29 protein-coding genes are annotated in these 22820 nt (G+C 45.8%); 1 reads left to right on the top strand and 28 read right to left on the bottom strand.

The window, feature by feature from the left end:
• Positions 1-80: 80 nt before the first annotated feature.
• The 5 genes from LCM20_RS06830 to LCM20_RS06810 all read right to left on the bottom strand — a co-directional run bounded on the left by LCM20_RS06830 (position 81) and on the right by LCM20_RS06810 (position 3795).
• Positions 81-596, bottom strand: coding sequence for a spore maturation protein (locus LCM20_RS06830; protein WP_225194679.1), 516 nt, complete (start codon positions 594-596; stop codon positions 81-83).
• A complete protein-coding gene (locus LCM20_RS06825; protein WP_225194678.1) occupies positions 593-1183 on the bottom strand; it encodes a nucleoside recognition domain-containing protein in 591 nt (196 codons plus the stop codon). The genes LCM20_RS06830 and LCM20_RS06825 overlap by 4 nt, the downstream gene beginning before the upstream one ends.
• On the bottom strand, positions 1177-2256 hold the full coding sequence (locus LCM20_RS06820; RefSeq protein WP_225194811.1) for a D-alanyl-D-alanine carboxypeptidase family protein: 1080 nt from the start codon (positions 2254-2256) through the stop codon (positions 1177-1179). The genes LCM20_RS06825 and LCM20_RS06820 overlap by 7 nt, the downstream gene beginning before the upstream one ends.
• Before the next feature lie 196 nt (positions 2257-2452).
• A complete protein-coding gene (gene scpB, locus LCM20_RS06815) occupies positions 2453-3043 on the bottom strand; it encodes an SMC-Scp complex subunit ScpB (protein ID WP_225194677.1) in 591 nt (196 codons plus the stop codon).
• 17 nt (positions 3044-3060) lie between these two features.
• A complete protein-coding gene (locus LCM20_RS06810; RefSeq protein WP_225194676.1) occupies positions 3061-3795 on the bottom strand; it encodes a segregation/condensation protein A in 735 nt (244 codons plus the stop codon).
• Between the two features lie 137 nt (positions 3796-3932).
• On the opposite strand from LCM20_RS06810, the gene LCM20_RS06805 reads away from it, so the two are divergent.
• Positions 3933-4397: a DUF309 domain-containing protein gene (locus LCM20_RS06805; protein ID WP_225194675.1), complete on the top strand. Its 465-nt coding sequence runs from the start codon at positions 3933-3935 to the stop codon at positions 4395-4397.
• A 30-nt stretch (positions 4398-4427) separates the two neighbouring features.
• Here the strand turns inward: LCM20_RS06805 and LCM20_RS06800 are convergent, their stop codons facing one another.
• The 23 genes from LCM20_RS06800 to LCM20_RS06690 form a co-directional block, all read right to left on the bottom strand.
• Positions 4428-4790, bottom strand: coding sequence for a GNAT family N-acetyltransferase (locus LCM20_RS06800; protein WP_225194674.1), 363 nt, complete (start codon positions 4788-4790; stop codon positions 4428-4430).
• 240 nt (positions 4791-5030) lie between these two features.
• Positions 5031-5471, bottom strand: coding sequence for a site-2 protease family protein (locus tag LCM20_RS06795; protein WP_225194673.1), 441 nt, complete (start codon positions 5469-5471; stop codon positions 5031-5033).
• Positions 5472-5477: 6 nt separating this feature from the next.
• Entirely contained in the window at positions 5478-5915 is a 438-nt protein-coding gene (locus LCM20_RS06790) for a peptidylprolyl isomerase (protein WP_225194672.1), read from the bottom strand.
• A gap of 15 nt (positions 5916-5930) precedes the next feature.
• Positions 5931-7229: a diaminopimelate decarboxylase gene (gene lysA / locus LCM20_RS06785; RefSeq protein ID WP_225194671.1), complete on the bottom strand. Its 1299-nt coding sequence runs from the start codon at positions 7227-7229 to the stop codon at positions 5931-5933.
• 110 nt (positions 7230-7339) lie between these two features.
• Positions 7340-8806 (bottom strand): spore germination protein, encoded by a 1467-nt coding sequence (locus LCM20_RS06780; protein ID WP_225194670.1) that lies wholly within the window; start codon positions 8804-8806, stop codon positions 7340-7342.
• A gap of 24 nt (positions 8807-8830) precedes the next feature.
• Positions 8831-9181 (bottom strand): stage V sporulation protein AE, encoded by a 351-nt coding sequence (gene spoVAE, locus LCM20_RS06775; protein WP_225194669.1) that lies wholly within the window; start codon positions 9179-9181, stop codon positions 8831-8833.
• Positions 9178-10191: a stage V sporulation protein AD gene (gene spoVAD, locus LCM20_RS06770; RefSeq protein WP_225194668.1), complete on the bottom strand. Its 1014-nt coding sequence runs from the start codon at positions 10189-10191 to the stop codon at positions 9178-9180. Before spoVAD ends, spoVAE begins: the two co-directional genes overlap by 4 nt.
• A gap of 12 nt (positions 10192-10203) precedes the next feature.
• Positions 10204-10662 carry a stage V sporulation protein AC gene (gene spoVAC, locus LCM20_RS06765; RefSeq protein ID WP_225194667.1) on the bottom strand — a complete coding sequence of 153 codons (459 nt, stop codon included), beginning with the start codon at positions 10660-10662 and terminating at the stop codon, positions 10204-10206.
• Positions 10663-10677: 15 nt separating this feature from the next.
• Entirely contained in the window at positions 10678-11088 is a 411-nt protein-coding gene (locus LCM20_RS06760; RefSeq protein WP_225194666.1) for a stage V sporulation protein AB, read from the bottom strand.
• On the bottom strand, positions 11075-11692 hold the full coding sequence (locus LCM20_RS06755) for a stage V sporulation protein AA (protein ID WP_225194665.1): 618 nt from the start codon (positions 11690-11692) through the stop codon (positions 11075-11077). Before LCM20_RS06755 ends, LCM20_RS06760 begins: the two co-directional genes overlap by 14 nt.
• A gap of 101 nt (positions 11693-11793) precedes the next feature.
• A complete protein-coding gene (sigF, locus tag LCM20_RS06750) occupies positions 11794-12540 on the bottom strand; it encodes an RNA polymerase sporulation sigma factor SigF (RefSeq protein ID WP_225194664.1) in 747 nt (248 codons plus the stop codon).
• 11 nt (positions 12541-12551) lie between these two features.
• On the bottom strand, positions 12552-12992 hold the full coding sequence (gene spoIIAB / locus LCM20_RS06745; protein ID WP_225194663.1) for an anti-sigma F factor: 441 nt from the start codon (positions 12990-12992) through the stop codon (positions 12552-12554).
• Positions 12989-13342 carry an anti-sigma F factor antagonist gene (spoIIAA, locus tag LCM20_RS06740; protein ID WP_225194662.1) on the bottom strand — a complete coding sequence of 118 codons (354 nt, stop codon included), beginning with the start codon at positions 13340-13342 and terminating at the stop codon, positions 12989-12991. The genes spoIIAB and spoIIAA overlap by 4 nt, the downstream gene beginning before the upstream one ends.
• A gap of 92 nt (positions 13343-13434) precedes the next feature.
• The gene (locus LCM20_RS06735) at positions 13435-14601 is read right to left on the bottom strand and encodes a D-alanyl-D-alanine carboxypeptidase family protein (protein WP_225194661.1); all 1167 of its coding nucleotides are present in this window, start codon (positions 14599-14601) and stop codon (positions 13435-13437) included.
• A gap of 293 nt (positions 14602-14894) precedes the next feature.
• The gene (locus LCM20_RS06730; RefSeq protein ID WP_225194660.1) at positions 14895-16196 is read right to left on the bottom strand and encodes a pyrimidine-nucleoside phosphorylase; all 1302 of its coding nucleotides are present in this window, start codon (positions 16194-16196) and stop codon (positions 14895-14897) included.
• Between the two features lie 21 nt (positions 16197-16217).
• On the bottom strand, positions 16218-17039 hold the full coding sequence (locus LCM20_RS06725) for a purine-nucleoside phosphorylase (RefSeq protein WP_225194659.1): 822 nt from the start codon (positions 17037-17039) through the stop codon (positions 16218-16220).
• A gap of 11 nt (positions 17040-17050) precedes the next feature.
• Positions 17051-18229 (bottom strand): phosphopentomutase, encoded by a 1179-nt coding sequence (deoB, locus tag LCM20_RS06720; protein ID WP_225194658.1) that lies wholly within the window; start codon positions 18227-18229, stop codon positions 17051-17053.
• 100 nt (positions 18230-18329) lie between these two features.
• Entirely contained in the window at positions 18330-19217 is an 888-nt protein-coding gene (gene xerD, locus LCM20_RS06715; RefSeq protein ID WP_225194657.1) for a site-specific tyrosine recombinase XerD, read from the bottom strand.
• Positions 19218-19224: 7 nt separating this feature from the next.
• Entirely contained in the window at positions 19225-19443 is a 219-nt protein-coding gene (locus LCM20_RS06710) for a DUF4227 family protein (RefSeq protein ID WP_225194656.1), read from the bottom strand.
• Positions 19444-19687: 244 nt separating this feature from the next.
• Positions 19688-20161 carry a Fur family transcriptional regulator gene (locus LCM20_RS06705; protein ID WP_225194655.1) on the bottom strand — a complete coding sequence of 158 codons (474 nt, stop codon included), beginning with the start codon at positions 20159-20161 and terminating at the stop codon, positions 19688-19690.
• Between the two features lie 128 nt (positions 20162-20289).
• Positions 20290-20928 carry a stage II sporulation protein M gene (spoIIM, locus tag LCM20_RS06700; RefSeq protein ID WP_225194654.1) on the bottom strand — a complete coding sequence of 213 codons (639 nt, stop codon included), beginning with the start codon at positions 20926-20928 and terminating at the stop codon, positions 20290-20292.
• 156 nt (positions 20929-21084) lie between these two features.
• Positions 21085-22143, bottom strand: coding sequence for an endonuclease Q family protein (locus tag LCM20_RS06695; protein ID WP_263621966.1), 1059 nt, complete (start codon positions 22141-22143; stop codon positions 21085-21087).
• A 101-nt stretch (positions 22144-22244) separates the two neighbouring features.
• On the bottom strand, positions 22245-22790 hold the full coding sequence (locus LCM20_RS06690; RefSeq protein ID WP_225194652.1) for an NUDIX hydrolase: 546 nt from the start codon (positions 22788-22790) through the stop codon (positions 22245-22247).
• Positions 22791-22820 lie beyond the last annotated feature (30 nt).

The following is a 22820-nucleotide window of genomic DNA, read 5'->3' as shown; positions in this document are numbered from 1 at the left end:
TTTTCATGATGATGAGGGAGCGGTACGACCATTTTTTGTACGTCCCGTGTGAGAACACTGCGCACAAAAAAATCACCCTATTACGAAAATAGGATGAAAACAACAACGATGGCTGCAATGATACCGACTAAATCCGCCAATAGTCCAACTTTTAACGCGTCTCCCATACGTTTGATTCCGACTGCCCCAAAATAGACTGTAATGATGTAAAGTGTCGTGTCGGTACTTCCCTGCATGGTGGAGGCAAGCTGTCCAATGAGGGAGTCCGGTCCGAATGTACGAATCAGTTCCGTCGTCATACTTAAAGCAGCCGTGCCGGATATCGGTCTGATCAGGGCGAGGGGAAGAATTTCTTCCGGTACGCCAATCGATGTCATTAACGGTTCAAACACTTTCAGAATTGCCCCCATCGCTCCTGAAGCTTGAAAGATGGCGATAGACACCATCATTCCAAGGAGAAAAGGAAGAAGGGAAACCGCTATTTGAATTCCTTCTTTGCTACCCTCTACAAACACCTCATACGCCGGTACTTTTTTGATTGTCGCAACCGCAAGAACGATAAAGATAATACCCGGTATAAACCAAATGCTGATCATAACTTCCTCACCCTCATCCGCCTGTAGTAGAAGAATCGGTCGATCATCAAAGCAGCAAGCGTTGAGATGATCGTAGCGGTGATCGTAGCCCCGACAATACTGGTCGGATCGACAGACCCATATTTCATACGGATGGCGATGACAGTGGTCGGAATTAAGGTGAGGGAGGAAGTATTAATGGCAAGAAAGGTAATCATAGAACGACTCGCTCCGTCAGAGCCTGACAGTCGTTTCATTTCTTTCATCGCTTTCAACCCCATTGGTGTTGCAGCATTCCCAAGGCCGAACATATTCGCCGTCATATTCGATAATATATAGCCAATAGCTGGATCATCTTTAGGAATTTCCGGAAAGATTCTTTCCACAATAGGTCGGAAGATGGCGGCGAGTCCCCTCAGCAGACCCGCTTCCTCTGCTATCTTCATTAACCCAAGCCAGAAGACAAGGACACCGGCGAGGCTGATGGTGATCATCACCGCTTCATCAAGTGTCAGGAAAATGGCTTCATTGACTTCTTTCATGGTTCCATTGAAAGCAGCAAAGATGATTCCAACCGCCGCCAGTAAAACCCATATCAGGTTTACCATATGGAAACCCCCGTCAACTGTTTCATGAAGTTCAGCGACTCTTCTATCAATCCCTGCTCTGGACGTTCTTTCCACACATGTGTTTTTAACAACGGAGTGTCGCCAATGGAATAGTGTGCAACACCAGCCAAGTGACTCGAGTCATCGACAGGATAACGGTAAAAGTGTGCTTCAAGCTGTTCTTTCTCGAGTAAGGAGAGCGGCATCGATACATCTCTTGGAATGTAGTAGCTTTGCCCATTCGCTTCCATGACCCCTTGCTTTTGAAGCTGAACCGTTTCGAAATGCTCAAATCCCCACTCATACATCCGCTGGTGATCGTTCCAGTCGTCCGGAGCATTCAGCGTGACTGCAATCAGCTCCATTCCGTCTCTCTCGGCGCTGCTTACAAGCGTCCGGCCTGCCTTTTTTGTGAAGCCGGTCTTCCCACCGTTCGTAGGCTCGTAATACTTCGTTAACAGTTTGTTCTTGTTCATCCACGCATAATCGCGGTTCTCAGAAAGGTATTTTTCACTGCCCGTCACTTCTCTGAACGTTTCATCCTTCATGGCATACGCCATAAGCAGCCCCAAATCGTAAGCACTTGAGAAGTGGGTCTCTCCGTCCAAACCATGAGGATTCTCGAAGTGACTGGACTGCATCCCAAGCCATTGCGCTTTCTCATTCATCAGATGGGTAAAACCTTCGACACTTCCACCGACATGTTCAGCAATGGCTACGGCCGAATCATTGCCAGACCTCAGCATCAATCCGTAGACTAAGTCTCTCAGTGGGATTTTCTCGTCTTCTGTCAAGTAGATCGAGGAACCCTCTGTTCTTACAGCCTGGCCGCTCACTTCTACTTTCTCATCCAGTTTTCCTGATTCAATCGCGATGATGGCTGTCATTATCTTGGTTGTACTGGCAATCAAAGACGAATCATAGGCATCTTTCTCAAATAACACCCTGCCTGATTCGCTATCCATCAGCACAGCATGTTCAGCTGAGACTCCGAGATTCGGATTGGCTTGTCCTTTTATTGGAGAGAATGTGAGTAATAACATGGTCATGAGAAGACTTAGAGTAACTATCATTCGCAAGAGGTATTCCTCCCTGTTATCGTCGTTTACTCCACTCTATGCAGTGAAAGACAAGCATATGAAAGAAGTTTGCCTTTTCACAAACCGTTCAAAGACTCATGGAGCAAACTGAACCGAAAGGTCTTATCGATAGATCCAAGCTCATTGTTTTTCAGACAAAAAAAGAGTCTGACCTAAAAAGGCCAGATCTCTATGAATCAGAATCATCCAGATCGGTGAATTTCTCAAAGAACAAATCCGCTTCGTCCTCTACGTCCTGCTGTTCAATGAACTCTGACAACGGAGGCAGTTCATCGAGCGATGTAAGCCCGAAATATATCAGGAAGTCCTTTGTCGTACCATAAAGGATCGGCCGGCCGATCGCTTCTTTTCTCCCCTTTTCTTCAATCAATCCACGATTGACAAGAGTCCGGGCTGCATGATCACTTTTCACACCACGTATGTCGTCGATCTCTATGCGCGTAATAGGCTGTTGGTAAGCAACAATCGCCAGTGTCTCAAGAGAAGCTTGAGACAGCCTTGTCGAGCCGGAGGAATCAAGCAGTTGTTTATAATAAACGGCGTGTTCAGGTTTCGTTGTCAGATGGAGGGTTCCGTTATCTTTCATCACAGTGATTCCTCTTTCCTTCGCCTGATACCCCTTAATCATTTCCTCAATGATGGCATCCAATTCGCGCGGGGTGACTTCGAGCAGATCCCCTAGTTTTTTCAGCGTAATCCCTTCTTCACCAGAAGCGAATAACACTCCTTCAATAATTGCTTTTGACTCTTCTACATTCACGGCAGTTCCTCCATTGTTTATTCTGATGGATAAACGACCAATTCTTCAAAATGCTTTTGTTGAACACAAATGATACTTCTCGATTTCATCAATTCCAGTAAAGCAATAAACGTCACAACCATATGCGGACGGGTCCGCTTTTCAAACAATTGGGTGAAAGGGGTCCCTTCCTCTTTCAGCTGCACGCGTTGAAGAATCTCGTCCATTCTCACTTGAATCGGAATCTCATCCCGCTTGATTCTGGATTCCTGTTTGGATTGATGCTTCGACCTCTTCAGCAGGCGACTCATGGCTTGTACCATATCATACACTGACGCTTCGCCCTGCTCGATAGGCTGATCGGTTTCTTCCGTCTCAAGCACCATAGGAGGACGAGTATAAATCCGGTTCGCTTCGACCTCTTTTTCCTTCAACTCATGGGCAGCCTGCTTGTACTTACGGTATTCGATCAACCGCCTCATCAAGTCTTCCCGTGGATCTTCCTCCATCTCCTCATCTTCCGCTTCTTCCATCGCTGGATTAGGCAGAAGCATTTGGCTCTTCAGAGCAAGAAGCGTGGCAGCCATAACGAGGTATTCGCTCGCCACATCGAGTTCAAGTTCCTGCATCGTATGGATAAACTGCATATATTGATCCGTTATTTGAGACACAGGAATGTCGTATATATCAATCTCATAACGATGAATCAAATGAAGGAGTAAATCAAGCGGACCTTCAAATCCATCTACTTTCACTTGATAAGTTTTTGTCATATGAATCGTCCTTTACATCTGATGCACCTCTAATCGTACCAAAAAATCAAGGTGGCGTTAATCTTAATTTGAATTTGCCTCTTCTGTACAGCGTCAGATAAAATAGCATCAGTGCGACGAAAAGAGGAGATTTGTCTATGTATCCACAAGCCTATATTGACTATTTAGCTCACTTTCATGGAACGAGAGACTACTTTGAATGTCACGAGGTGTTAGAAGAATACTGGAAAGATACGGACCCCGAAAACAGACAATCACCATGGGTTTTCCTGATCCAAATGGCGGTCGGCTTTTACCACCATCGTCAAGAGAACTTCAAAGGTGCGAAGAAGCTGGTCAACCGCTGTCTTCTGTTTCTCGATTACCCGGATACAGATCTTACACCTCTCGGAATCGACGAGCAGCGGTTAGAGACGTTACTTCGCGAAGAACTTCAGCTCGTCCAATCACTCATGCCTTACAAGAGCCCCCTTATCCCATTAAAGGATGAGGCATTGCAGCAGCTCGTCTACGATCGTTGTAAGGAATGGGACGTCATGTTTGGTGAGCCCAGCCCGAGCGAAGATGCCATTGTGTATAAACACAAACTACGAAACCAATAAAAAAGAGGCGCTGTCCAGCACCTCTTTTTCTTACACTTGTGAAGACGGGCTCTCCGACTCACACTTCTCAATGAACGATTCGGTGGCGACATCTGAACAAACATCGTACTCTTTGAAAAGTTCGTTGATGCGATGGAACATCCGCTTTCCAATTCCCATATTACGATGAGAAGGATTGACGGTTACGTGTTGAACGATCACTTTCGCCCCATCTATACGCACACCGACTGCACCAAGAATGTCTTCATCCTTCCAAAGAAACAGATGCCAGTTTTCATTTTCATCATATTCCTTGATCATACCTTGTAAGGTTTTTACGTCCGAAACCTCCGGCATGAAGGACAAGAGTCCCATTGCAATCTTCTCAAATGATTTTTTATATCGAATTAACATAATAACCCCTCAATTTAAAAAGTGAAGTGTACAGGGTACGTGTTCACTTTTACAGTCATTGTCCTGATCCTCATGTATTCACTTCATGAGAATGCCGAATAAAACATACGCACCCCAAGACAAACTCAGGATCAGCAAGATCGTAAACAGCTTCCAGTTAGACATTTTCATAGTTCGTTCCCCCAGGGTTTGTTCATACCTGACATATAGAATAGCCGATGACTGGTTTTAAATCAACCCTTATGTCAAAAACGAACGAAAGAAGCAGTAACCGTCGGATTTTTTACCACGATAACGAAAGGGAATACTGTTTACGATGGCCAGATAAGCATTGAACAGCATAAACCATAGTAAATGGTTTGAGAAGTCCAATGGCAGTTGAACGAATAGGAAGGCGACCAAACCATTGAGAAAAGGTCCCCCCAAACTGATCCAGGCTTTTTCCTTCTTTGAAAATTCTATGCTTTTCTCGTTCATTGAGTGCGCACCATGAAAGTAAATGGTATGAATATGTATATCCACCCGGCAGACGGACAAGCTGAACCATTTTGGTCCGGAGCCGATTGTCAGACGCGATGTTTCTGCTTTGCAAAATCTCGCGGCAAGAACATGCCCCCCTTCGTGTATAAACAAACAAAGGGGGGCTGTCCAAAAGATCAAGACGATGATTTCTAGAATCATGTCACCTTAAGCTTCGTCTTCTACGCGTACCTTTTGCATGACGTCTCCGACGCGCACACGGTCAACCGTGTCCACTCCTTCGATCACTTTGCCGAAGACCGTATGACGTCCGTCAAGGTGTGGCTGAGGAGAGTGACATACGAAGAACTGGCTTCCTCCTGTATCTTTACCGGCATGCGCCATGGAAAGTGTGCCGCGTTCATGCTTGTGAGGATTCCCTTCGGTTTCACAGTTGATCGTATATCCTGGACCACCTGCTCCTGTTCCGTCCGGGCAACCTCCCTGGATGACAAAGTCAGGGATAACACGGTGGAACGTCAGTCCATCGTAGAATTCCGTGTTAGCAAGCTTTTCAAAGTTGGCTACCGTATTGGGTGCCGCTTCATCGTATAGCTCGATGATCATCTTTTCTCCATTTTCGAATTGAATCGTTGCTTTTTTCATTGTGTAAGACCCCTCTCATAATTCATATGACACATCGTGTCGTGTCATCTCCTGATAACTTTCTCTTCTTACGACGAGTTGGTGCTCTCCATCCTCAACGAATACGACAGCCGGCTTCTGGAACCGGTTATAATGGTTCGCCATCGCGTATCCATAGGCGCCGGTTGAGTAAACGGCCAGAAGATCGCCGTGTTCGATTTTCGGAAGCTCCATATCCCATATTAGCATATCTCCAGATTCACAGCACTTCCCTGCTATCGAGTAAGTCTTTTCGACCTTTTCGTTCATTCTCTCCGGCAGCGCTGCTTCGTACTTCGCACCATACAATGCCGGTCTGATATTGTCTGTCATTCCTCCGTCTACGGATACATACGTCCGGACATCAGGAATGTCTTTCACAGAGCCGACGGTATATAACGTCGTCCCGGCTTCTCCAACAATCGACCGCCCTGGTTCGATCCAAATCTCAGGCATCGGATACTCATTCACTGACGTGAGCCTTTTCACCTCATCGATTAAAGCATGGGCGTACTCATTCAATTCCAGTGGTTCGTCTTCACTCTTGTATTGGATTCCAAATCCTCCTCCAAGATTAAGCACGCTCGCCTTGTAACCGAATTTTTCACGCCAACTTTCCAGTGTGGCAAAAAGCTTCTGAACGGCCATTTCAAACCCTTGCGTTTCGAATATCTGTGAACCGATATGGCAATGAAGCCCTAAGACATGCAGGTGTTCGTGTTCATTCATTTTCAGGAAGGCTTCTTCGGCCTGCCCGTTCGACAAATCGAAACCGAACTTCGAATCTTCCTGGCCGGTCAAAATATAATCATGCGTATGGGCTTCGATCCCCGGTGTAACCCGCATCAATACATTCATTGTCTTATTCTGTTCCACAAGTATTGCCGTCAGCAAATCGATCTCGTAGAAATTATCGACTACGATGCAGCCTATATCATTGGAAACCGCCATCTCGAGTTCGCGGATACTTTTGTTGTTCCCGTGCATATGAATCCGATCGACCGGGAATCCGGCCTCGAGTGCCGTATGTAACTCACCCTCTGAGACAACATCCAAACTCAGCCCTTCCTGGTGCGCCACTTGGACCATCGCTATAGATGAAAAGGCTTTGCTGGCATAAGCCACTTGTGCCTTCACATCATATTCTTTGAAGGTATTGACAAAAGCCCGGGCATTGTCTCTGATCTGCCCTACATCATATACGTATAAAGGTGTACCATATTCATCTGCAAGTTTTTTGGCAGGAACACCTCCGATCAGCAATTGTCCATCTTCGTTCACTGTTTTATTCCTCATACCGTATCCCCGCCCCTTCTTCAAATGATCAAAAGAAAATGCTCCTTATGATAAAGGAACATTTCATTTGTTTTAATGTATCACAATGGTAAAGAGGCGGCAATCCTGTTTTATTTCTGCCTTTGATTGTTTTGCGGATTGGTAATGCTCGGTCGAACCTTCAGCATAGGCATGGACATCCGGAAAACGATCTGGATCGCTGCCTTAGGATTGAACGGTAGGAACGGCCAGAGATACGGCGTATTCAATGACTTGATTCTTGCCAACAGCAGGACGTAAGCGGCTAAACCAATCATAAACCCTTTCACCCCGAACATTGCGACAAATATAACAAGCGTCACTCGTGACATTTTGTTCGCTACCGAGAGCTCATAACTCGGCGTCGCATAGGAACCGATCGCACTTACCGCAACGTACAAAATGACCTCCGGAACAAACATTCCAACGTCGATTGCTATCTGTCCAATCAATACAGCTGCGATCAATCCCATCGCCGTTGATAGAGGGGTTGGCGTATGAATCGCGGCAATCCTCAACATTTCGAGTCCAAGATCTGCAATTAATATTTGGAAAATAACAGGAATCGACGTTTCCTCATTAGGTCCTATAAAAGCGAATGACTCCGGGAGTAAATCCGGCTGCAGTACAAAAAGCATCCATAGCGGTAATAAAAACACAGAGGCCAGGATACCAAAAAAACGAACCCAGCGGACAAACGTCCCGACCAGTGGTGACTGCCTGAATTCTTCCGCGTGCTGAACATGGTGGAAATAGGTCGTAGGCGTAATGATGACACTCGGGGATGTATCCACCATAATGACGACATGCCCTTCGAATAAGTGAGAAGCTACTACATCCGGGCGTTCCGTATATCGAACCAGAGGAAACGGCGTGTATCCCTGATGGACAATATATTCTTCCAACGTTTTGTCCGCCATGGAAAGGCCGTCAATATCGATCCCTTTGATTTCTTTTTTCAATTTCTCTACGAGGCCTGGATCCGCGACATCCTGAATGTAGGACAGGCAGATGTCGGTCTTGGAACGCTCCCCGACCTGCATGATTTCATTCCGCAGCCGTTCGTCACGAATCCTTCTTCTTGTGAGGGCGGTGTTTTCAATAATATTCTCGGTGTACCCATCCCTCGACCCACGAATGACCTTCTCTGTGTCCGGCTCTTCAGGCGTTCTGCCCGGGTAAGAACGAACATCGACGATAAGAGCCTCCGTCTCACCGTCTATGAACAGAACGGCAAGCCCAGACAAGAGCTGGGTGATACATTGCTCCATGGTTTCGACCGCTTCGACCTGTTGGTGGGGAATGCCGTTTTGAATTCGTTTGAATACCCCTCTGTTATCGTCCGTATCATGTTCAACGTCCAGTAATTGCTCAATCATTTCGACAATCACAGGTGTTTCACATAAACCGGTCACATAATAGATGTTCACTTGTTTTCCAAGAATATCTAACTTCCTGAATCCGATATCAAATGACTGATCGACACCGATGCGCTGATTTAAAAAATCACGGTTTTGTTCCAACTTCATGACGATTGGTGTTTTCGTCTTTTCAGGCATGGTCCTTCCCTCCTTTTCGCCCCTCTATCCTTTCGGTTTGAAGATGATGGCCACAATAAAGCCGAACAGTATGGCGGAGGCGATTCCAGCCGATGTTAATTCAAAAATCCCGATGGCTATCCCGATAAATCCGTGTTCATCCGCCTGCTCCATAGCCCCGTGTAACAGCGAGTGTCCGAAACTTGTGATCGGTACTGTCGCCCCTGCACCTGCAAACTCGATTAAGTTGTCATAGAGGTCAAATACATCAAGTACGGCACCTGCAACGACAAATGAGCTCATGACGTGAGCAGGTGTTAATTTCGCGACGTCCAGAAGCAGCTGCCCTATAATGCAGATACCCCCTCCTACTAGAAATGCCCAGACAAAGTTCATGACGATTCCTCCTTCGTCAGAACGACGGCATGAGCAATACCGGGAATCGTTTCTTTTTGTTGAACCATCGTAGGACTCATGAGTGCTCCTGTGGCCACAACGAGAATTCGATTATACGTTCCGTTCTTCAATTCTTCGATTAATTTTGAATAAGTGACAACAGCCGAACAGGCGCATCCGCTTCCTCCACTGAAAACCGGTTGGTCACTATGATAGACCATCAGGCCGCAGTCATTATGGACTTCAGACACATCCAGTCCGTCCTGTTTTAATAAATCCCTTAGAATCGGAGTTCCGACAGCCGATAGGTCGCCTGTTGCAATCAGGTCATAATCGCTTGGAACACGCCCCATGTCTTCAAGGTGCGTCTTGATGGTACTCCACGCTGCAGGAGCCATAGCGGATCCTAAGTCGAACGGGTCTTTCAATTTATAATCCAGGACTTTTCCTATCGTGGCCGCTTCGACTCGAATTTCAGATGGCTTAGTGGAGACCAGGGCTGCTCCACTTCCTGTTACCGTGAATGTAGCGGTTTGGGGCTTCTGTCCACCGTATTCGGTCGGGTATCGAAACTGACGTTCAGCTGTCGCGTTATGAGAGCTTACCGCGACCATCGCTTGCTTGGCGTAACCTGATGATACGAGAGCGGAAGCAGTTGCCAGTGTCTCCATGCTTGTGGAACAAGCTCCGAACATACCTAGGAGCGGGATCCCCAGTTGACGGGCGACATAGTTTCCTGTGACGTTCTGATTCAAAAGGTCCCCCGCTAATAACAGGTCAACATTCGACTCATCGACCCCTGCTTTTTGAAGGCACCTGTGAACAGAGTCCACCATTAACGCACGCTCCGCTAATTCCCAATTGTCTTCATTACAGTGAAGATCATCATAGACATGGTCGAAATAATCTTTCAGCGGTCCTTCCCCTTCTAACGGGCCAACCGCTGTCGCTGATGCTTGTATATAAACAGGATTGTCATAAACCCAAGTTTGTTTCCCTAATTTCGTCATCACGTTGTCCTCCTAAAATATCAGTGACCAGATATAACGAATCATACCGAGTACGTAAGCGGAAACCACTCCAAATACGATGACGGAGCCGGCCAGTTTAAATAAGTTCGTGGCTACACCTAGTACATATCCTTCGCTTTTGTATTCGAGAGCTGCTGATGTGACAGAGTTCGCAAACCCCGTAACAGGAACAGCAGAACCCGCTCCTGCAAATTGACCGAGCTTATCATACACACCAAACCCTGTCGCAAGTGAGGAAAGCAGAATAAGTGTTGCTACAGTTGGGTTACCAGCCTCTTCATCACTGAAATTAAACCAATGAATATACATTTCTGATAACAGTTCTCCCAGCACACAAATCAATCCACCTACAACAAAGGCTTTAAAACAGTTCAACACGTAATTCGGTTTTGGCTGATACGTTTTACTGATTTTCTCAAAATTATTCTCATCTATTCGTTGATCGCTCATTTCCTATCCATCCTTTCACCTTACGAATATGACCCACTGAAAAAGGGATCCGGCTATTTTTCCCAGCACGACCGCCATTAGCAACGGAATTAAAAATACGTCTACTCCTACCCGCTTGAACAGCAGCGGAAAAACATTCAGAACTTCAGTCAAAGCGGCTGCCAGCATGCCGACAAAAATCCCGTGGAACAACCCCCAAAGTGAAATACCAACAACGGAAATGGGAATCGCTATGTCGCCAAATGATAAATAGATCCCTGCAAATACCCCAGCCATAATGGCGGCTTCATAATACCTGAGCTTCGACTCTGATCGACTCAGCTGCATCAACCTCGGCACAACACCGAGCACCGTCAAAAAAGCAACAAATCCAGTACCCACAGCGAGACCAGCGGAAAGCCCAATTAAACTCTCAACGATCCACATGTTTATTGCCCTCTTTATTCTCATGGATCGCAACATAGTGGTCCAAGTCTTCCTGGTACTTGAACACTTCCACCTCAAGCGGACTCGGCTCTTCGTTGAAACGTTTCTTGAACCAGTGGTTGAAGAATAAAATCATACCGATTCCGAGTCCGATCGAATATGGAACTTGTATCCATAGCGGATGCTCAGCTTCTTCTCCGGTCAGCATAAAGTGAAGTTTCTGCTGCACTTCAAGCATGCTGACATCATAGTGAAAATTCATAATTGCCATCGCTGCTCCGATAAATAATAAAATCCAAATCCCGATAATCATCACAATCGATGGTTTTTTCTTAGCTTTTTCGATATGCACGACACACTCACTGGGTCCTAAAAGTTCTACATCCAAGGTCGGAAATTTCCGTATCACTTTATCAATGATGGAAATCCCATCGATGACGACGATATTCTGATCCTTGGGTGTAATATGATGAACCAGCAAGTCATGGAGCGAATGACTGTATCGTTTAGGTCCGGCGACCCTCGCGATATGGCCGAGTCGAACCTCCGACAGGGAGTCCACCTTGACAGCCTGCTTTAATCGTATATACACAGGAGTTGCCATTCTGTTGTCCTCCCCTGCAAGTTTTTCTTGCGCTTATTATGTGCCCCGTAACAAAAAATATGAGAAAAAGAAAAAAACTGAGCCCGGTTAGGAGCTCAGTTTCAAGTCGTATCATTCATCGTCTGTTTCATATCTGACAGAATCTTCTTCTCGAGACGGGAAACTTGCACTTGTGAGATGCCAAGTCTCTCCGCTACTTCCGTTTGGGTCTGATCTTTGTAGTAGCGAAGGTAGATGATCAACCTCTCTCTCTTATCAAGCTTCTCCATCACGTCCCGTAACGTAATGTGTTCAAACCACCCATCATCTTTTTCTGCGATTTGATCTCCGAGAGTAATCGGATCTCCTTCATTCTCATACACCGTCTCGTGAATCGATTGGGGTGGTCGTCCAACTTCCTCCGCCTGGACGACTTCCTCCGGTGATAAGTCCAGAGCTTCCGCCAGCTCATTGACTGTAGGTGATCTGCCAAGATTTTTCAGAAGTTCTTCTTTCTTTCCTCGGATCTTGTGATTCAGTTCTTTCAAGCTTCTGCTCACTTTCACGCTTCCATCATCCCGAATGAATCGTTGAATTTCCCCAATGATCATCGGGACCGCATAGGTGGAAAAGCGTACATCATAGCTTAAATCGAACTTATCGATCGACTTCAAAAGACCGATGCAGCCAATTTGGTAAAGGTCGTCCTGGTCGTACCCTCGACGCAGATATCGCTGCACAACGGACCAAACGAGCCTTGTGTTGCTCTCCACCAAAAAGTCCCGTGCATCCTGGTCACCTTCCTGGCTTTTTCGGATCAATTCCTTGACGTCATGATCACTGAGGCGCGCTTTCGTCGTATCACTCATCTCAGGGACCCTCAATTACAGAGAGCCTTGGTGGAAGTGAGCTGCTTCTTCATATGAATCGTTGTCCCTTCCCCCGGCCCTGAAGTGATTTCGACGTGGTCCATGAAGTTCTCCATGATTGTAAAGCCCATGCCCGAGCGCTCCCATTCCGGTTTAGAGGTGTACAAAGGTTCGCGGGCCATTTCAACGTCTTCAATGCCCTCACCCTCATCCTGAATGGTAATTTCAATTTCGCCCCCATCAATCGAGCACATCAAACGGACCTTTTGATCCACTTTCTCCTGGTATCCGTGAATGATAGCATTTGTAACAGCCTCAGACACAACCGTCTTGATATCCGTCAACTCTTCCATCGTAGGGTTGATTTGACTCACAAAGGATGCGACAGCGACGCGGGCGAGAGATTCATTTTCACTGACACTGAGAAATTCAATCGTCATCTCATTTCTCATGAAGCCACCCCCAGCATCTCAAGTGCGAATGTCTCATTGTCCACCAGCTTCACAATTTTGAACATTCCTGATAAGTCAAACAACCTTCTCACTTCTGGTGAAATGGAACAGATCACCATCTCACTTCCTGATGCCTGCACTTCTTTATATCGACCCAACATGACACCAAGTCCCGAACTATCCATAAAGGTGAGCTTCTCTAAATTTACAATGACATGTCCGACATTGTTGTTTGCAAGCTCTTGTTGCCAAGCCTCCCGTAGTCGGCTCGCTTCATGATGGTCCAGTTCACCCTCTAATCGAACAAGAAGCACATTTTCTTTTACAATAAAATCGACGTGAAGACTCATCGTTTCCCTCCTCAATCTAAATAAGAGTCACGTAAGTCTTTCGCATGTTATCCTTCTAATTCCTGCTGAAAAACAATACTAGTGGAAATAGGCTAAAACCTGTAAAAGCTCGTCAAATTTCTCCATGAGCGTTCCCACAATTTCAAGAACCCGGCTCGATCCACTTCCGTCGCAGCTTCAAGCCTGACTTTCGCCACTTCATCGCCGTTATGGGTCACCTTCACCCATCCCATGTGCTCGCCTTTCTCAACAGGAAGATCTACAGACTTCCTCACTTCCGTACTTGTTTCATAGTCCCCTTTTTTCTCACTCTTCTTCTTCAGTACGACGACATCCTTCTCAGGAACTAAAGACAAGTGAAGCGGTTCTCCTCGAGTTGAGCGAAGGGTGGCCATCTCCTCATCTTTAGAGTGAAGCTTAATTCCTTCATATTGTCCGAATCCATAATCGAGTAGGCTCGTAACATCAGCGTTACGCTTCTTAGGTGTCTCTGCCCCCATCACAACCGCTACCATATGCAGGTCGTCACGCTTCGCGGAAGCAGTCAGGCAGTACATGGCTTCTCTTGTAAAGCCGGTCTTCAATCCGTCCATACCGGGATACGACTTTATCAGCTTATTCGTGTTCACCAGCCAGAACTCGTTTTCTTCCCCTTTACGTAAGTAATCGTCATAAATGGTTGTGAATTTCGTGATTTCATCATGCAGAAGCAGCTCTCTTGCCATGACGGCCATATCGTGAGCTGTACTATAGTGCCCTTCTGCAGGCAGACCTGTAGGGTTCTCAAAATGAGTATTCTTCAAGCCTAGGTCCTTAACCTTCTTATTCATGGCTTTGACAAATGCCTTCTCTGTACCTTCAATGCGTTCGGCCATAGCGACACTCGCATCATTACCAGAGGCGACAGCAATCCCCTTCAAAAGGTTCTCAACAGACATTTCTTCTCCTGCCTCAAGGAAAATCTGAGACCCTCCCATAGAAGCAGCGTGCTCACTGATCCTTACCATTTCATCCATTTTAATCGTTTCTTTCTCCAACGCTTCCATAATTAAAAGAAGCGTCATGATTTTCGTCATACTAGCGGGTGGCAGCTTCTCGTCTGAGTTCTTCTCATACAGTGTCATTCCACTGTTTTTCTCTAATAAAATGGCGGATTTTGAAGAATCGATTAAATCACTTTTCTCTGCTCCAAAAACCGATATGGGAAAGAACGAGAGGAGTAAGCTGAGTAACAATAACAATGTCAAACATTTTCGCATAGGTCATTCCTCCATTTTGCTGTAAGTGAACCTATTTTTCCCAAGGCATATCTGTTTATACGAAAAGTTGACGAAATCAAAGCGAGGAACGCAGTTTTTATCGAGATAATTTGTGTGGATCAGGTGGGATAGGGGAGACCGTTAGAGGAAATTGGAGGGTAAAGCGAATAGGCTGAAGGATTTTCCAATAGCAACTAGAAAGTGTTGAACCAAGTGACAGGAAGACTCCCAGCGCTTGGCCAACTTGGTATGTAAGCACAAAAAACCCCGGAGCAGCGCTCCAGGGAATTCCATTACTTAATGATGTTGTGAATGAGGGTCGGCTTCTCCACTTTTTCGGAAGAAACGGTGTATGCTTCTTTCACTTTATCGATGGAGGATTGAGGAGTCTCATCGTCACTGTGAAGAATGACTAACGCTTCTCCTGCTTTTACCTCATCACCGATTTTCTTGTTCAGCGTTATACCGACGCCGTGGTTGATTTCGTCCTCTTTCGTTGCACGACCTGCTCCTAGGTACATCGCAGCAATTCCGATGGACTCCGCATCAATTTCAGATACGAATCCGTCCTTGTCTGCTTTCACTTCGATGTCGTACTTCGCTTTAGGAAGCTTATCCAAATCATCGATCATGCTGACATCTCCGCCCTGTGCTTCGACAAGTGTGCGAAGAGCGTTGAATGCTTTACCATTCTCAATGTTCGCTTCAAGAGCAGCATAGGCTTCATCATAGCTTGTGAACACTTCAGCAAGAACAGCCATGTGAGATGAAATTTCAAGAGAAAGTTGACGTAGATCTTCTACATTCTTACCTTGAAGAATTTCAGCTGCTTCACGGATTTCATTGGCATTTCCAACTTCGTAGCCGAGCGGCTGGTTCATATCACTGATCACAGCAACCGTATTACGACCAAGGTTATTCCCGATATTCACCATTTCACGCGCGAGGTTCTCAGAGTCCTCCAATGTCTTCATGAAGGCGCCTGATCCTGTTTTAACGTCCAAGACAATGCTGTCTGCACCGGAAGCAAGTTTCTTACTCATAATAGAACCTGCAATCAGTGGAAGAGAATCCACTGTGCCTGTTACATCACGAAGGGCATAAAGCTTTTTATCCGCTGGAGCAAGGTTTCCAGTTTGACCTGCAACAGCAAGTTTATGCTTGTTGACGTTTTCGATGAACTTCTCTTTCGTCATTTCAATCTCAAGTCCTTTGATCGACTCGAGCTTATCAAGCGTTCCACCTGTATGACCTAGTCCGCGGCCAGACATCTTTGCAACAGGAACACCTACAGACGCAACTAGAGGTCCTACAATAAAGGTCACTTTATCGCCTACTCCACCAGTGGAGTGCTTATCCACTTTCTTACCGTGGATCGCAGATAAGTCAATCGTTTCCCCGGAGTCGACCATCGCTTGTGTCAAAATGGCTGTCTCTTCAGGCGTCATACCCTGGAAGTAAATGGCCATCGTAAGGGCTGAAGCCTGATAATCAGGGATGTCACCTTTCGTGTATCCTTCAACGAAAAATTCGATTTCTTCTTTTGTTAGTTCTGCACCGTCTCTTTTTTTCACAATAATGTCGTACATTCTCATGTCTAATCACCCTTTACGTAGTTATGCTGGAAGTGTTTTAAGAAGTTCTTTCACAAAGTTAAGGAAATCCTGGCGTACTTGCGCGGTTGTTTCAATGACTTCATCGTGCGTAAGCGGCTGGTCAAGAATACCTGCAGCCATGTTGGAAATACAAGAAATTCCGAGAACGCGGATCCCTGCATGGTTCGCTACCATCACTTCCGGTACGGTAGACATCCCAACAGCATCTCCACCAAGTGTACGCAGCATTCTTACTTCTGCCCCTGTTTCATAAGCAGGACCTGTATTGCCTACGTAGACACCCTGCTGAACTTTAAGATCCAGGCGCTCGGCACTTTCTTTTGCATGCTTGACCAAAGCGCGGTCATACGCTTCGGACATATCAGGGAAACGAGGTCCCATCTTCTCATCATTCGGTCCGATCAATGGGCTGTCTCCCATGTTGTTGATGTGATCGGTAATGATCATGAGGTTTCCTGGTTCAAACGTTTCGTTGATGCCACCTGCAGCATTCGTGACAAACAGCGTTTCTACACCAAGTTCCTTCATGACTCTTACCGGGAATGTAACCTGCTCCATTTTGTAACCTTCGTAGTAGTGGAAACGCCCCTGCATGGCAATAACCTGACGTCCTTCCAATTCACCAATCACGAGCTGACCTTTATGTCCGGATACGGTGGATTCTGGGAAATGTGGAACGTCACTGTACACGATGGTTGTAGGGTTTTGGATTTCATCTGCCAATACACCGAGGCCTGAACCTAAGATTAGTCCGACTGTTGGTTCTACACTCATCTGTCCCTGAATATAGTCTGCTGCTTCTTTTACTTGTAATTGATACATATTCTTCACCCCTATTGAATGTCTTTTAAAAAGCTTTTTCCGTGTTCCGGCATTTTCGTTGAGAAGTTCTCAGAAATCGTAGCCCCGATGTCAGCAAACGTTTGACGCTGATCAAGTTGACGTCCTTCTGCGATTCCATTGTAATACACAACAAGAGGAACAAGCTCTCTCGTATGGTCGGTTCCGTGGTGGACGGGGTCATTTCCGTGATCGGCTGTAATGATCAGCAAATCATCATCCTGAAGCTTGTCTAATACTTCAGGAAGCCTCTGGTCATAAGCTTCTAGAGCTTCCCCGTACCCTTGTGGGTCTCTGCGGTGACCATACTTGGCATCGAAATCAACGAGGTTCAGGAAGTTCAATCCTTTGAAGTCCTTGTCCATCGATTCCACTAGTTTATCCATGCCGTCCATATTATCCTTCGTACGAATGGCTTCCGTAACGCCTTCGCCATCATAAATGTCAGAGATTTTCCCAAGGGCTATCACGTCATAATTCTCATCAGCCAGCTCGTTCATAACCGTGCGTCCAAAGGGCTTTAAGGCATAATCGTGACGGTTCGACGTCCGCTCAAACTCTCCTGGGTTCCCGACGAATGGGCGGGCGATAATGCGTCCGACCATATATTTTTCATCTCGCGTGATTTCACGACAGAACTCACAAATTTCATAGAGCTCTTCTGGAGAAATCACTTCTTCATGTGCTGCAATTTGCAGAACCGAATCCGCTGACGTATAGATGATCAGATCACCTGTCTCCATGTGGTGCTCACCGTATTCTTTGATTATTTCTGTTCCTGATGCTGGTTTATTCCCAACGATACCTCTTCCCGTTTTTTCCTTGATTTGATCAAGAAGCTCATCCGGGAACCCTTCAGGGAACGTTTGGAACGGCTGATCGATGTAGAGACCCATGATTTCCCAGTGTCCTGTCATCGTGTCCTTTCCGTTGGACGCTTCTTTCATCGTCGTATAGTGGGCTTTAGGTTGATCGGCAACCTCGATGCCTTTGATCTCCTCGATGTTACTCAACCCTAAAGCACCCATGTTCGGCATGTTCAAACCGTTCATATGATCAGCGATATGTCCGAGTGTGTGGGCACCTTTGTCCCCAAACTGCTCAGCATCAGGCGCTTCGCCGATCCCTACTGAATCCATGACAATTAAAAATACTCGGTTAAATGATTTCATTTCATAATCCCTCCTAAAGGTTAATTTCCCAAGCCAGCGAAAAATTACGCTTCTTCAGCTAGTTGTAGGATGTCAGACAACTAGAAAGACGAAAAAGTGCTTATGCTCGTGGATGGTACGAGCGATAAACATCTTTTAGGCGTGTTTTGCTTACTTGTGTGTAGATTTGAGTTGTGGAGATGTCTGCGTGACCAAGCATCTCCTGCACAGCACGCAGATCTGCGCCGTTTTCCAGCAAATGAGTGGCAAATGAGTGGCGAAGCGTGTGTGGTGTTAATTCTTTAGAAATCCCTGCATCACGAGCAACCGCTTTCAGTATCTTCCAAAAACCTTGACGGGTCAAGCGATTCCCGTGGTGATTCACGAATAGTTCTTCTGTAGATTTCTGTTTCGTTAAAGTAGAACGACCATGATCAAGATAGTGCTCCACAGCCTCTTTTGCCATATCGCCTAGTGGAATAATCCTTTCTTTTGACCCTTTGCCTAAGCATCGGACGAACCCCATTGATAAATGCAGATCACCCATTTTTAAAGATACGAGCTCACTCACCCTTAAACCTGTGGCATAAAGCATTTCCAGCATGGCTTTGTTCCGCGAACTTAGAGGGTCGTGGGGTGTAATGCTCAACAGCTTGTCCACCTCATCAGAGGACAATACTTTGGGTAATTTGCGTTCTTTTTTCGGCGTCTCGATATGAAGACTCGGATCTTGGCTCGTTACTTTCTCACGAACGAGAAATTGATGATAAAGGCGTACCGATGACAGCAGCCTTGCAATCGTTGCCGTGGAGCGCCCTTTATCGTTTAACGCATACATGAATTTCATGATGTGCGTTCTGGATACGTGATCCCAATCACTGATTTGAGCCTCTTCCTGCAAGTAGGACTGATACTGATTCAAATCTCGTTTGTAGGATTGTATCGTATTGTGTGAAAGCCCTCGTTCAACCGTTAAGTAGTGAAAGAAATCCAGTAAAGCATCATTCATTGTTATCCTACTCCCCCAGCCGGAAAAACATCGACAACCGCTCCGTCCAATCCAGCTCCACTGGTTGATAGACCTTGACAGCAGCTCCTTTGGGCGGATCGTAACGATGCTGTCTCTCATATTCGTAATGTACGATGCGCAGGGCAAAATAAAACACACATGTACAAATCGTGAATACAATCATCACTTTCGTTAAGTCTTGCAGGTGAGCGCGTAAATTGCTCATCGTAGGCCTCCTTTTACAAAGATCTTTGTAAAAGGATATGCCCATAACAGGTCGAACTATACATGAAACCTGCCTCTACGTTTAACGTACACGATTTATTTTCGTTTGTAAATCATTTTCATGTAATTTGAACGTTCTGATCATCGAAAGATTTAGAGAGACCCGTCTACTCAGAATGTCATGCTTAAGTAAGCGAATCTGAAAATAAAAAAGCCACTATGTATCGATCATAGCGGCCGTTCGATTAATTCGATTCGTTGGTGGATGAGGCCGCCACTGCTTGCTTCTGGCATACCTTGCAAATCCCATGAAACGTCAGACGGTGGTCTTTCACTTCAAATCCCCACTGCCCTTCGACGATTTTTTCAACGTCTCCTAAAAGGTCATCTTCAATCTCTTCCACAGCCCCACACTCAATACAGACTAAGTGGTGGTGGAAGTGCTCTGCTCCCTCTTTGCGAAGATCGTACCTGGAAACGCCGTCTCCAAAGTTTATCTTATCGACGACTTTTAGTTCGGATAATAATTCTAATGTACGATATACCGTTGCTAGACCAATTTCAGGTGCTTTCTCTTTCACGAGGAGGTACACGTCTTCAGCACTCAAATGATCGGTTTCGTTTTCAAGTAATACACGAACAGTCGCTTCCCGTTGAGGCGTAAGTTTATAGCTCTGGGAATGGAGCTGCTTTTTAATTTTATCTATGCGGTGTTCCATCGGTTCGTCCCTCCCTCGCCATTTCTACTCTTTCATTATAATCAGAGGCGAAAAGAGTGTCAAATTAAAATCATTATAATTAACAAGGTGATAACGATTCTAAAATGATAATGATTATCGCCGTAATTCTAGTTATAAATCCATCTTAACACATACTCAAGAACCGTATTGGAGAAAAACACTTCAACCGTAGATGACACCATCAAAACAAGAAGAAGCACGACGAACATCAAACTGTACCTCATCAGTCCTGGGAGTATGGGCTGATGCACCCTGCGCACGAACAATTGTTTACACAGCGTCAAAGAGAAAATCAGCGCAAGTGACCCTGCTGTTAAGTACACTGGAATAATGATGATGTTCTGCGGTGCTATCGAAGCAGATGAAATGAATAAGCCGTACCATCCCATCTGGTTGACTAAAAAGCCGACTGAAAAGCCAACAACAAGACCCTTTATAAAAAGGAGCACTGTGATGATCGGCATGCCGATGACAGAGATCCCCAAGAGAAACAAAAGCAGCATATACTTAGCATGATAAAACACACTATCTTTCCACAGCGTTGCCTTACTCGACCCCTCAGTAATGATGGACTGCTCAAAAAACTGTTTCAAATAAAAGAACAGGTCCTGCTTTTGAACAAAATTCATACTGTTTACAATCACTGCCCCGAAAATCATGCCCATTATAAAAAGGACAAAAATGAATACAAAAATATTCATGTGGCTTTGAATATCTCGTTTTGCTACCCGCACACCTTGCTGCATCCTTTACACCCTTTCCTCAACCAGGTCTACCACCAATCTATGAAATCGAAAGAATAAATAGACCAACTCTTCCTCATTTCAGTAGATTGATCATGATAGACCTGATGCGAGAAACGAATGCGGTAAAAAGAACACACCTTGTCATCCTGTTTCAGCTCATCCCATGATGGTTCCGTAGGTCCCCCCACCGCCAGGTTTCACGGAAAGCTGGCCTTTTCTCATTTTCATTAGAATTTCCCAGGAGTGATTCGGCATGACCTTCCTCACTTCTTCAGAATCGGCATGATGAATAACGTTCATTTCCGATTCAAAGGTATCAATCAGCCTATTATACGTTTTCGGACCGATTCCTGGTATCGAAGACAAGAGGACCTGGTGCACATACAGAGGCCTGTGACGTGTTTGAGGAACCTCAGATTTCAGCTCGACAATCCGGTCCGCAACCCCTTTGATGACCTTTTTAGAACCACAACGGAAACATGTCTTTGCATCCGGGTCCAGTTCTTCGTGGCAATTCCCACACACCGTCTGGTGATACTTCCCCATCCTCGGATCCAAGCCGTAGTGCGATACAACCCTTCGATCATTCTGTTCGTTCAGCGCCCATTTCAGTTCCTGGAAGGACGGGTGCCTAAGAGATAGTTTCTGATACTCGCGACCAAGGTTTCCTAAAGAGTGGGCATCCGAATTCGTCACGTAAGGGTACGGTTCCAACTCTTTGATCTGATTTGCCATGGATGTATCTGCACTCAAGCCCAACTCCACTGCATCGATCCATTCAGGGTGAAAGACTTCTTTCAGCGACTGCTTGACCCCTTTTCCGTATAAACTTTTGAAAGGTGTGAAAATGTGAGCTGGAATAAACAAACCACCGTTCTTATGGACATATTCCTGCAGTTCCCTGCCTGTTCCGTAAAACCGCTGCGTACTCAAGCCCGTATTTTTCATCTTGGCAGAGAGCCATTCACGATAAGCCCTCATTTTTTCGATAGTTGGAAAATAACAAAGCACATGTAAAGGCCCACTGCACGACGCATCATAGATTTCCACTTCCGAACCGAGAAGCAGCACCGTCTGTTCAAAGGAGATGCCCCCTTCTTCTAATTCAGAAGCCTGCCCTGTTTGAATTAAGGACTCAATTTCATCCATGACAGCTGGAGCCTGTGCATCAATGATTCCGATGAGATCAAGTCCCTTCGTCCGGCTTGCTTCCATTAATATGTTGTGGACTGTAAGCGACTTGGAGCCCGTTATTTTCACCGGGCTCCCATTCCAGTCACGACCTATGTGAATGTGCAGATCGGCAAAAAACGTCCTCACTTGGTACCACGAAGTTTCCAGTAAAGAAGCGCATAAGCCGTTTTGGCATCATGGATGCGTTCGTCTTTCTCCATCTGCTCCGCTTCCTCAAGCGTTAATTCCATCAGCTCGACAAACTCATCTTCATCGCCGGCTGGGCGCTCTTTCAAAGGCTTCACTTGATCAGTAAAGTACAAGTGTACAATCTCATCCGCAAAGCCCGGGGATGTATAAAAGGAGGTGATTTTCTCCAAATGATCGGTCGTGTATCCTGTCTCTTCTTCCAATTCTCTCAAGGCACACGTCTCTGGTGCTTCATTCGGTTCGAGTTTTCCAGCTGGTATCTCCACCATACTTTTTTCCATCGGCTTCCTGTATTGCTCGACAACGACGAGTTTCCCCTCATCGGTGAGAGCAATGACGGCGACCGCACCCGGGTGTTTAATCAACTCTCGTTTAGAGGTGTTCCCATCGGGTAAAGTAACACTATCGATATCAAGCTGCACGATCTTCCCTTGATAAATCGTTTGTTTTTCATAGGTTTTCTCTTCAAATTTTTTCAACTTCAGCATCCTCTCACACAAAATGTACCA

The organism is Halobacillus litoralis (assembly GCF_020171725.1).
Lineage (GTDB): Bacteria > Bacillota > Bacilli > Bacillales > Halobacillaceae > Halobacillus > Halobacillus litoralis_F.
The sequence above is the reverse complement of the archived record's forward strand: the minus strand, read 5'-3'. Positions and strand labels throughout refer to the sequence as shown.

Excerpts from the sequence above, each read along its gene's own strand:
- LCM20_RS06830 (WP_225194679.1), bottom strand. The coding sequence starts at position 596 with ATGATCAGCATTTGGTTTATACCGGGTATTATCTTTATCGTTCTTGCG.
- LCM20_RS06825 (WP_225194678.1), bottom strand. The coding sequence starts at position 1,183 with ATGGTAAACCTGATATGGGTTTTACTGGCGGCGGTTGGAATCATCTTT.
- LCM20_RS06820 (WP_225194811.1), bottom strand. The coding sequence starts at position 2,256 with ATGATAGTTACTCTAAGTCTTCTCATGACCATGTTATTACTCACATTC.
- LCM20_RS06810 (WP_225194676.1), bottom strand. The coding sequence starts at position 3,795 with ATGACAAAAACTTATCAAGTGAAAGTAGATGGATTTGAAGGTCCGCTT.
- LCM20_RS06805 (WP_225194675.1), top strand. The coding sequence starts at position 3,933 with ATGTATCCACAAGCCTATATTGACTATTTAGCTCACTTTCATGGAACG.
- LCM20_RS06800 (WP_225194674.1), bottom strand. The coding sequence starts at position 4,790 with ATGTTAATTCGATATAAAAAATCATTTGAGAAGATTGCAATGGGACTC.
- LCM20_RS06795 (WP_225194673.1), bottom strand. The coding sequence starts at position 5,471 with ATGATTCTAGAAATCATCGTCTTGATCTTTTGGACAGCCCCCCTTTGT.
- LCM20_RS06790 (WP_225194672.1), bottom strand. The coding sequence starts at position 5,915 with ATGAAAAAAGCAACGATTCAATTCGAAAATGGAGAAAAGATGATCATC.
- lysA (WP_225194671.1), bottom strand. The coding sequence starts at position 7,229 with ATGAGGAATAAAACAGTGAACGAAGATGGACAATTGCTGATCGGAGGT.
- LCM20_RS06780 (WP_225194670.1), bottom strand. The coding sequence starts at position 8,806 with ATGCCTGAAAAGACGAAAACACCAATCGTCATGAAGTTGGAACAAAAC.
- spoVAE (WP_225194669.1), bottom strand. The coding sequence starts at position 9,181 with ATGAACTTTGTCTGGGCATTTCTAGTAGGAGGGGGTATCTGCATTATA.
- spoVAD (WP_225194668.1), bottom strand. The coding sequence starts at position 10,191 with ATGACGAAATTAGGGAAACAAACTTGGGTTTATGACAATCCTGTTTAT.
- spoVAC (WP_225194667.1), bottom strand. The coding sequence starts at position 10,662 with ATGAGCGATCAACGAATAGATGAGAATAATTTTGAGAAAATCAGTAAA.
- LCM20_RS06760 (WP_225194666.1), bottom strand. The coding sequence starts at position 11,088 with ATGTGGATCGTTGAGAGTTTAATTGGGCTTTCCGCTGGTCTCGCTGTG.
- LCM20_RS06755 (WP_225194665.1), bottom strand. The coding sequence starts at position 11,692 with ATGGCAACTCCTGTGTATATACGATTAAAGCAGGCTGTCAAGGTGGAC.
- sigF (WP_225194664.1), bottom strand. The coding sequence starts at position 12,540 with ATGAGTGATACGACGAAAGCGCGCCTCAGTGATCATGACGTCAAGGAA.
- spoIIAB (WP_225194663.1), bottom strand. The coding sequence starts at position 12,992 with ATGAGAAATGAGATGACGATTGAATTTCTCAGTGTCAGTGAAAATGAA.
- spoIIAA (WP_225194662.1), bottom strand. The coding sequence starts at position 13,342 with ATGAGTCTTCACGTCGATTTTATTGTAAAAGAAAATGTGCTTCTTGTT.
- LCM20_RS06735 (WP_225194661.1), bottom strand. The coding sequence starts at position 14,601 with ATGCGAAAATGTTTGACATTGTTATTGTTACTCAGCTTACTCCTCTCG.
- LCM20_RS06730 (WP_225194660.1), bottom strand. The coding sequence starts at position 16,196 with ATGAGAATGTACGACATTATTGTGAAAAAAAGAGACGGTGCAGAACTA.
- LCM20_RS06725 (WP_225194659.1), bottom strand. The coding sequence starts at position 17,039 with ATGTATCAATTACAAGTAAAAGAAGCAGCAGACTATATTCAGGGACAG.
- deoB (WP_225194658.1), bottom strand. The coding sequence starts at position 18,229 with ATGAAATCATTTAACCGAGTATTTTTAATTGTCATGGATTCAGTAGGG.
- xerD (WP_225194657.1), bottom strand. The coding sequence starts at position 19,217 with ATGAATGATGCTTTACTGGATTTCTTTCACTACTTAACGGTTGAACGA.
- LCM20_RS06710 (WP_225194656.1), bottom strand. The coding sequence starts at position 19,443 with ATGAGCAATTTACGCGCTCACCTGCAAGACTTAACGAAAGTGATGATT.
- LCM20_RS06705 (WP_225194655.1), bottom strand. The coding sequence starts at position 20,161 with ATGGAACACCGCATAGATAAAATTAAAAAGCAGCTCCATTCCCAGAGC.
- spoIIM (WP_225194654.1), bottom strand. The coding sequence starts at position 20,928 with ATGCAGCAAGGTGTGCGGGTAGCAAAACGAGATATTCAAAGCCACATG.
- LCM20_RS06695 (WP_263621966.1), bottom strand. The coding sequence starts at position 22,143 with ATGGAAGCAAGCCGGACGAAGGGACTTGATCTCATCGGAATCATTGAT.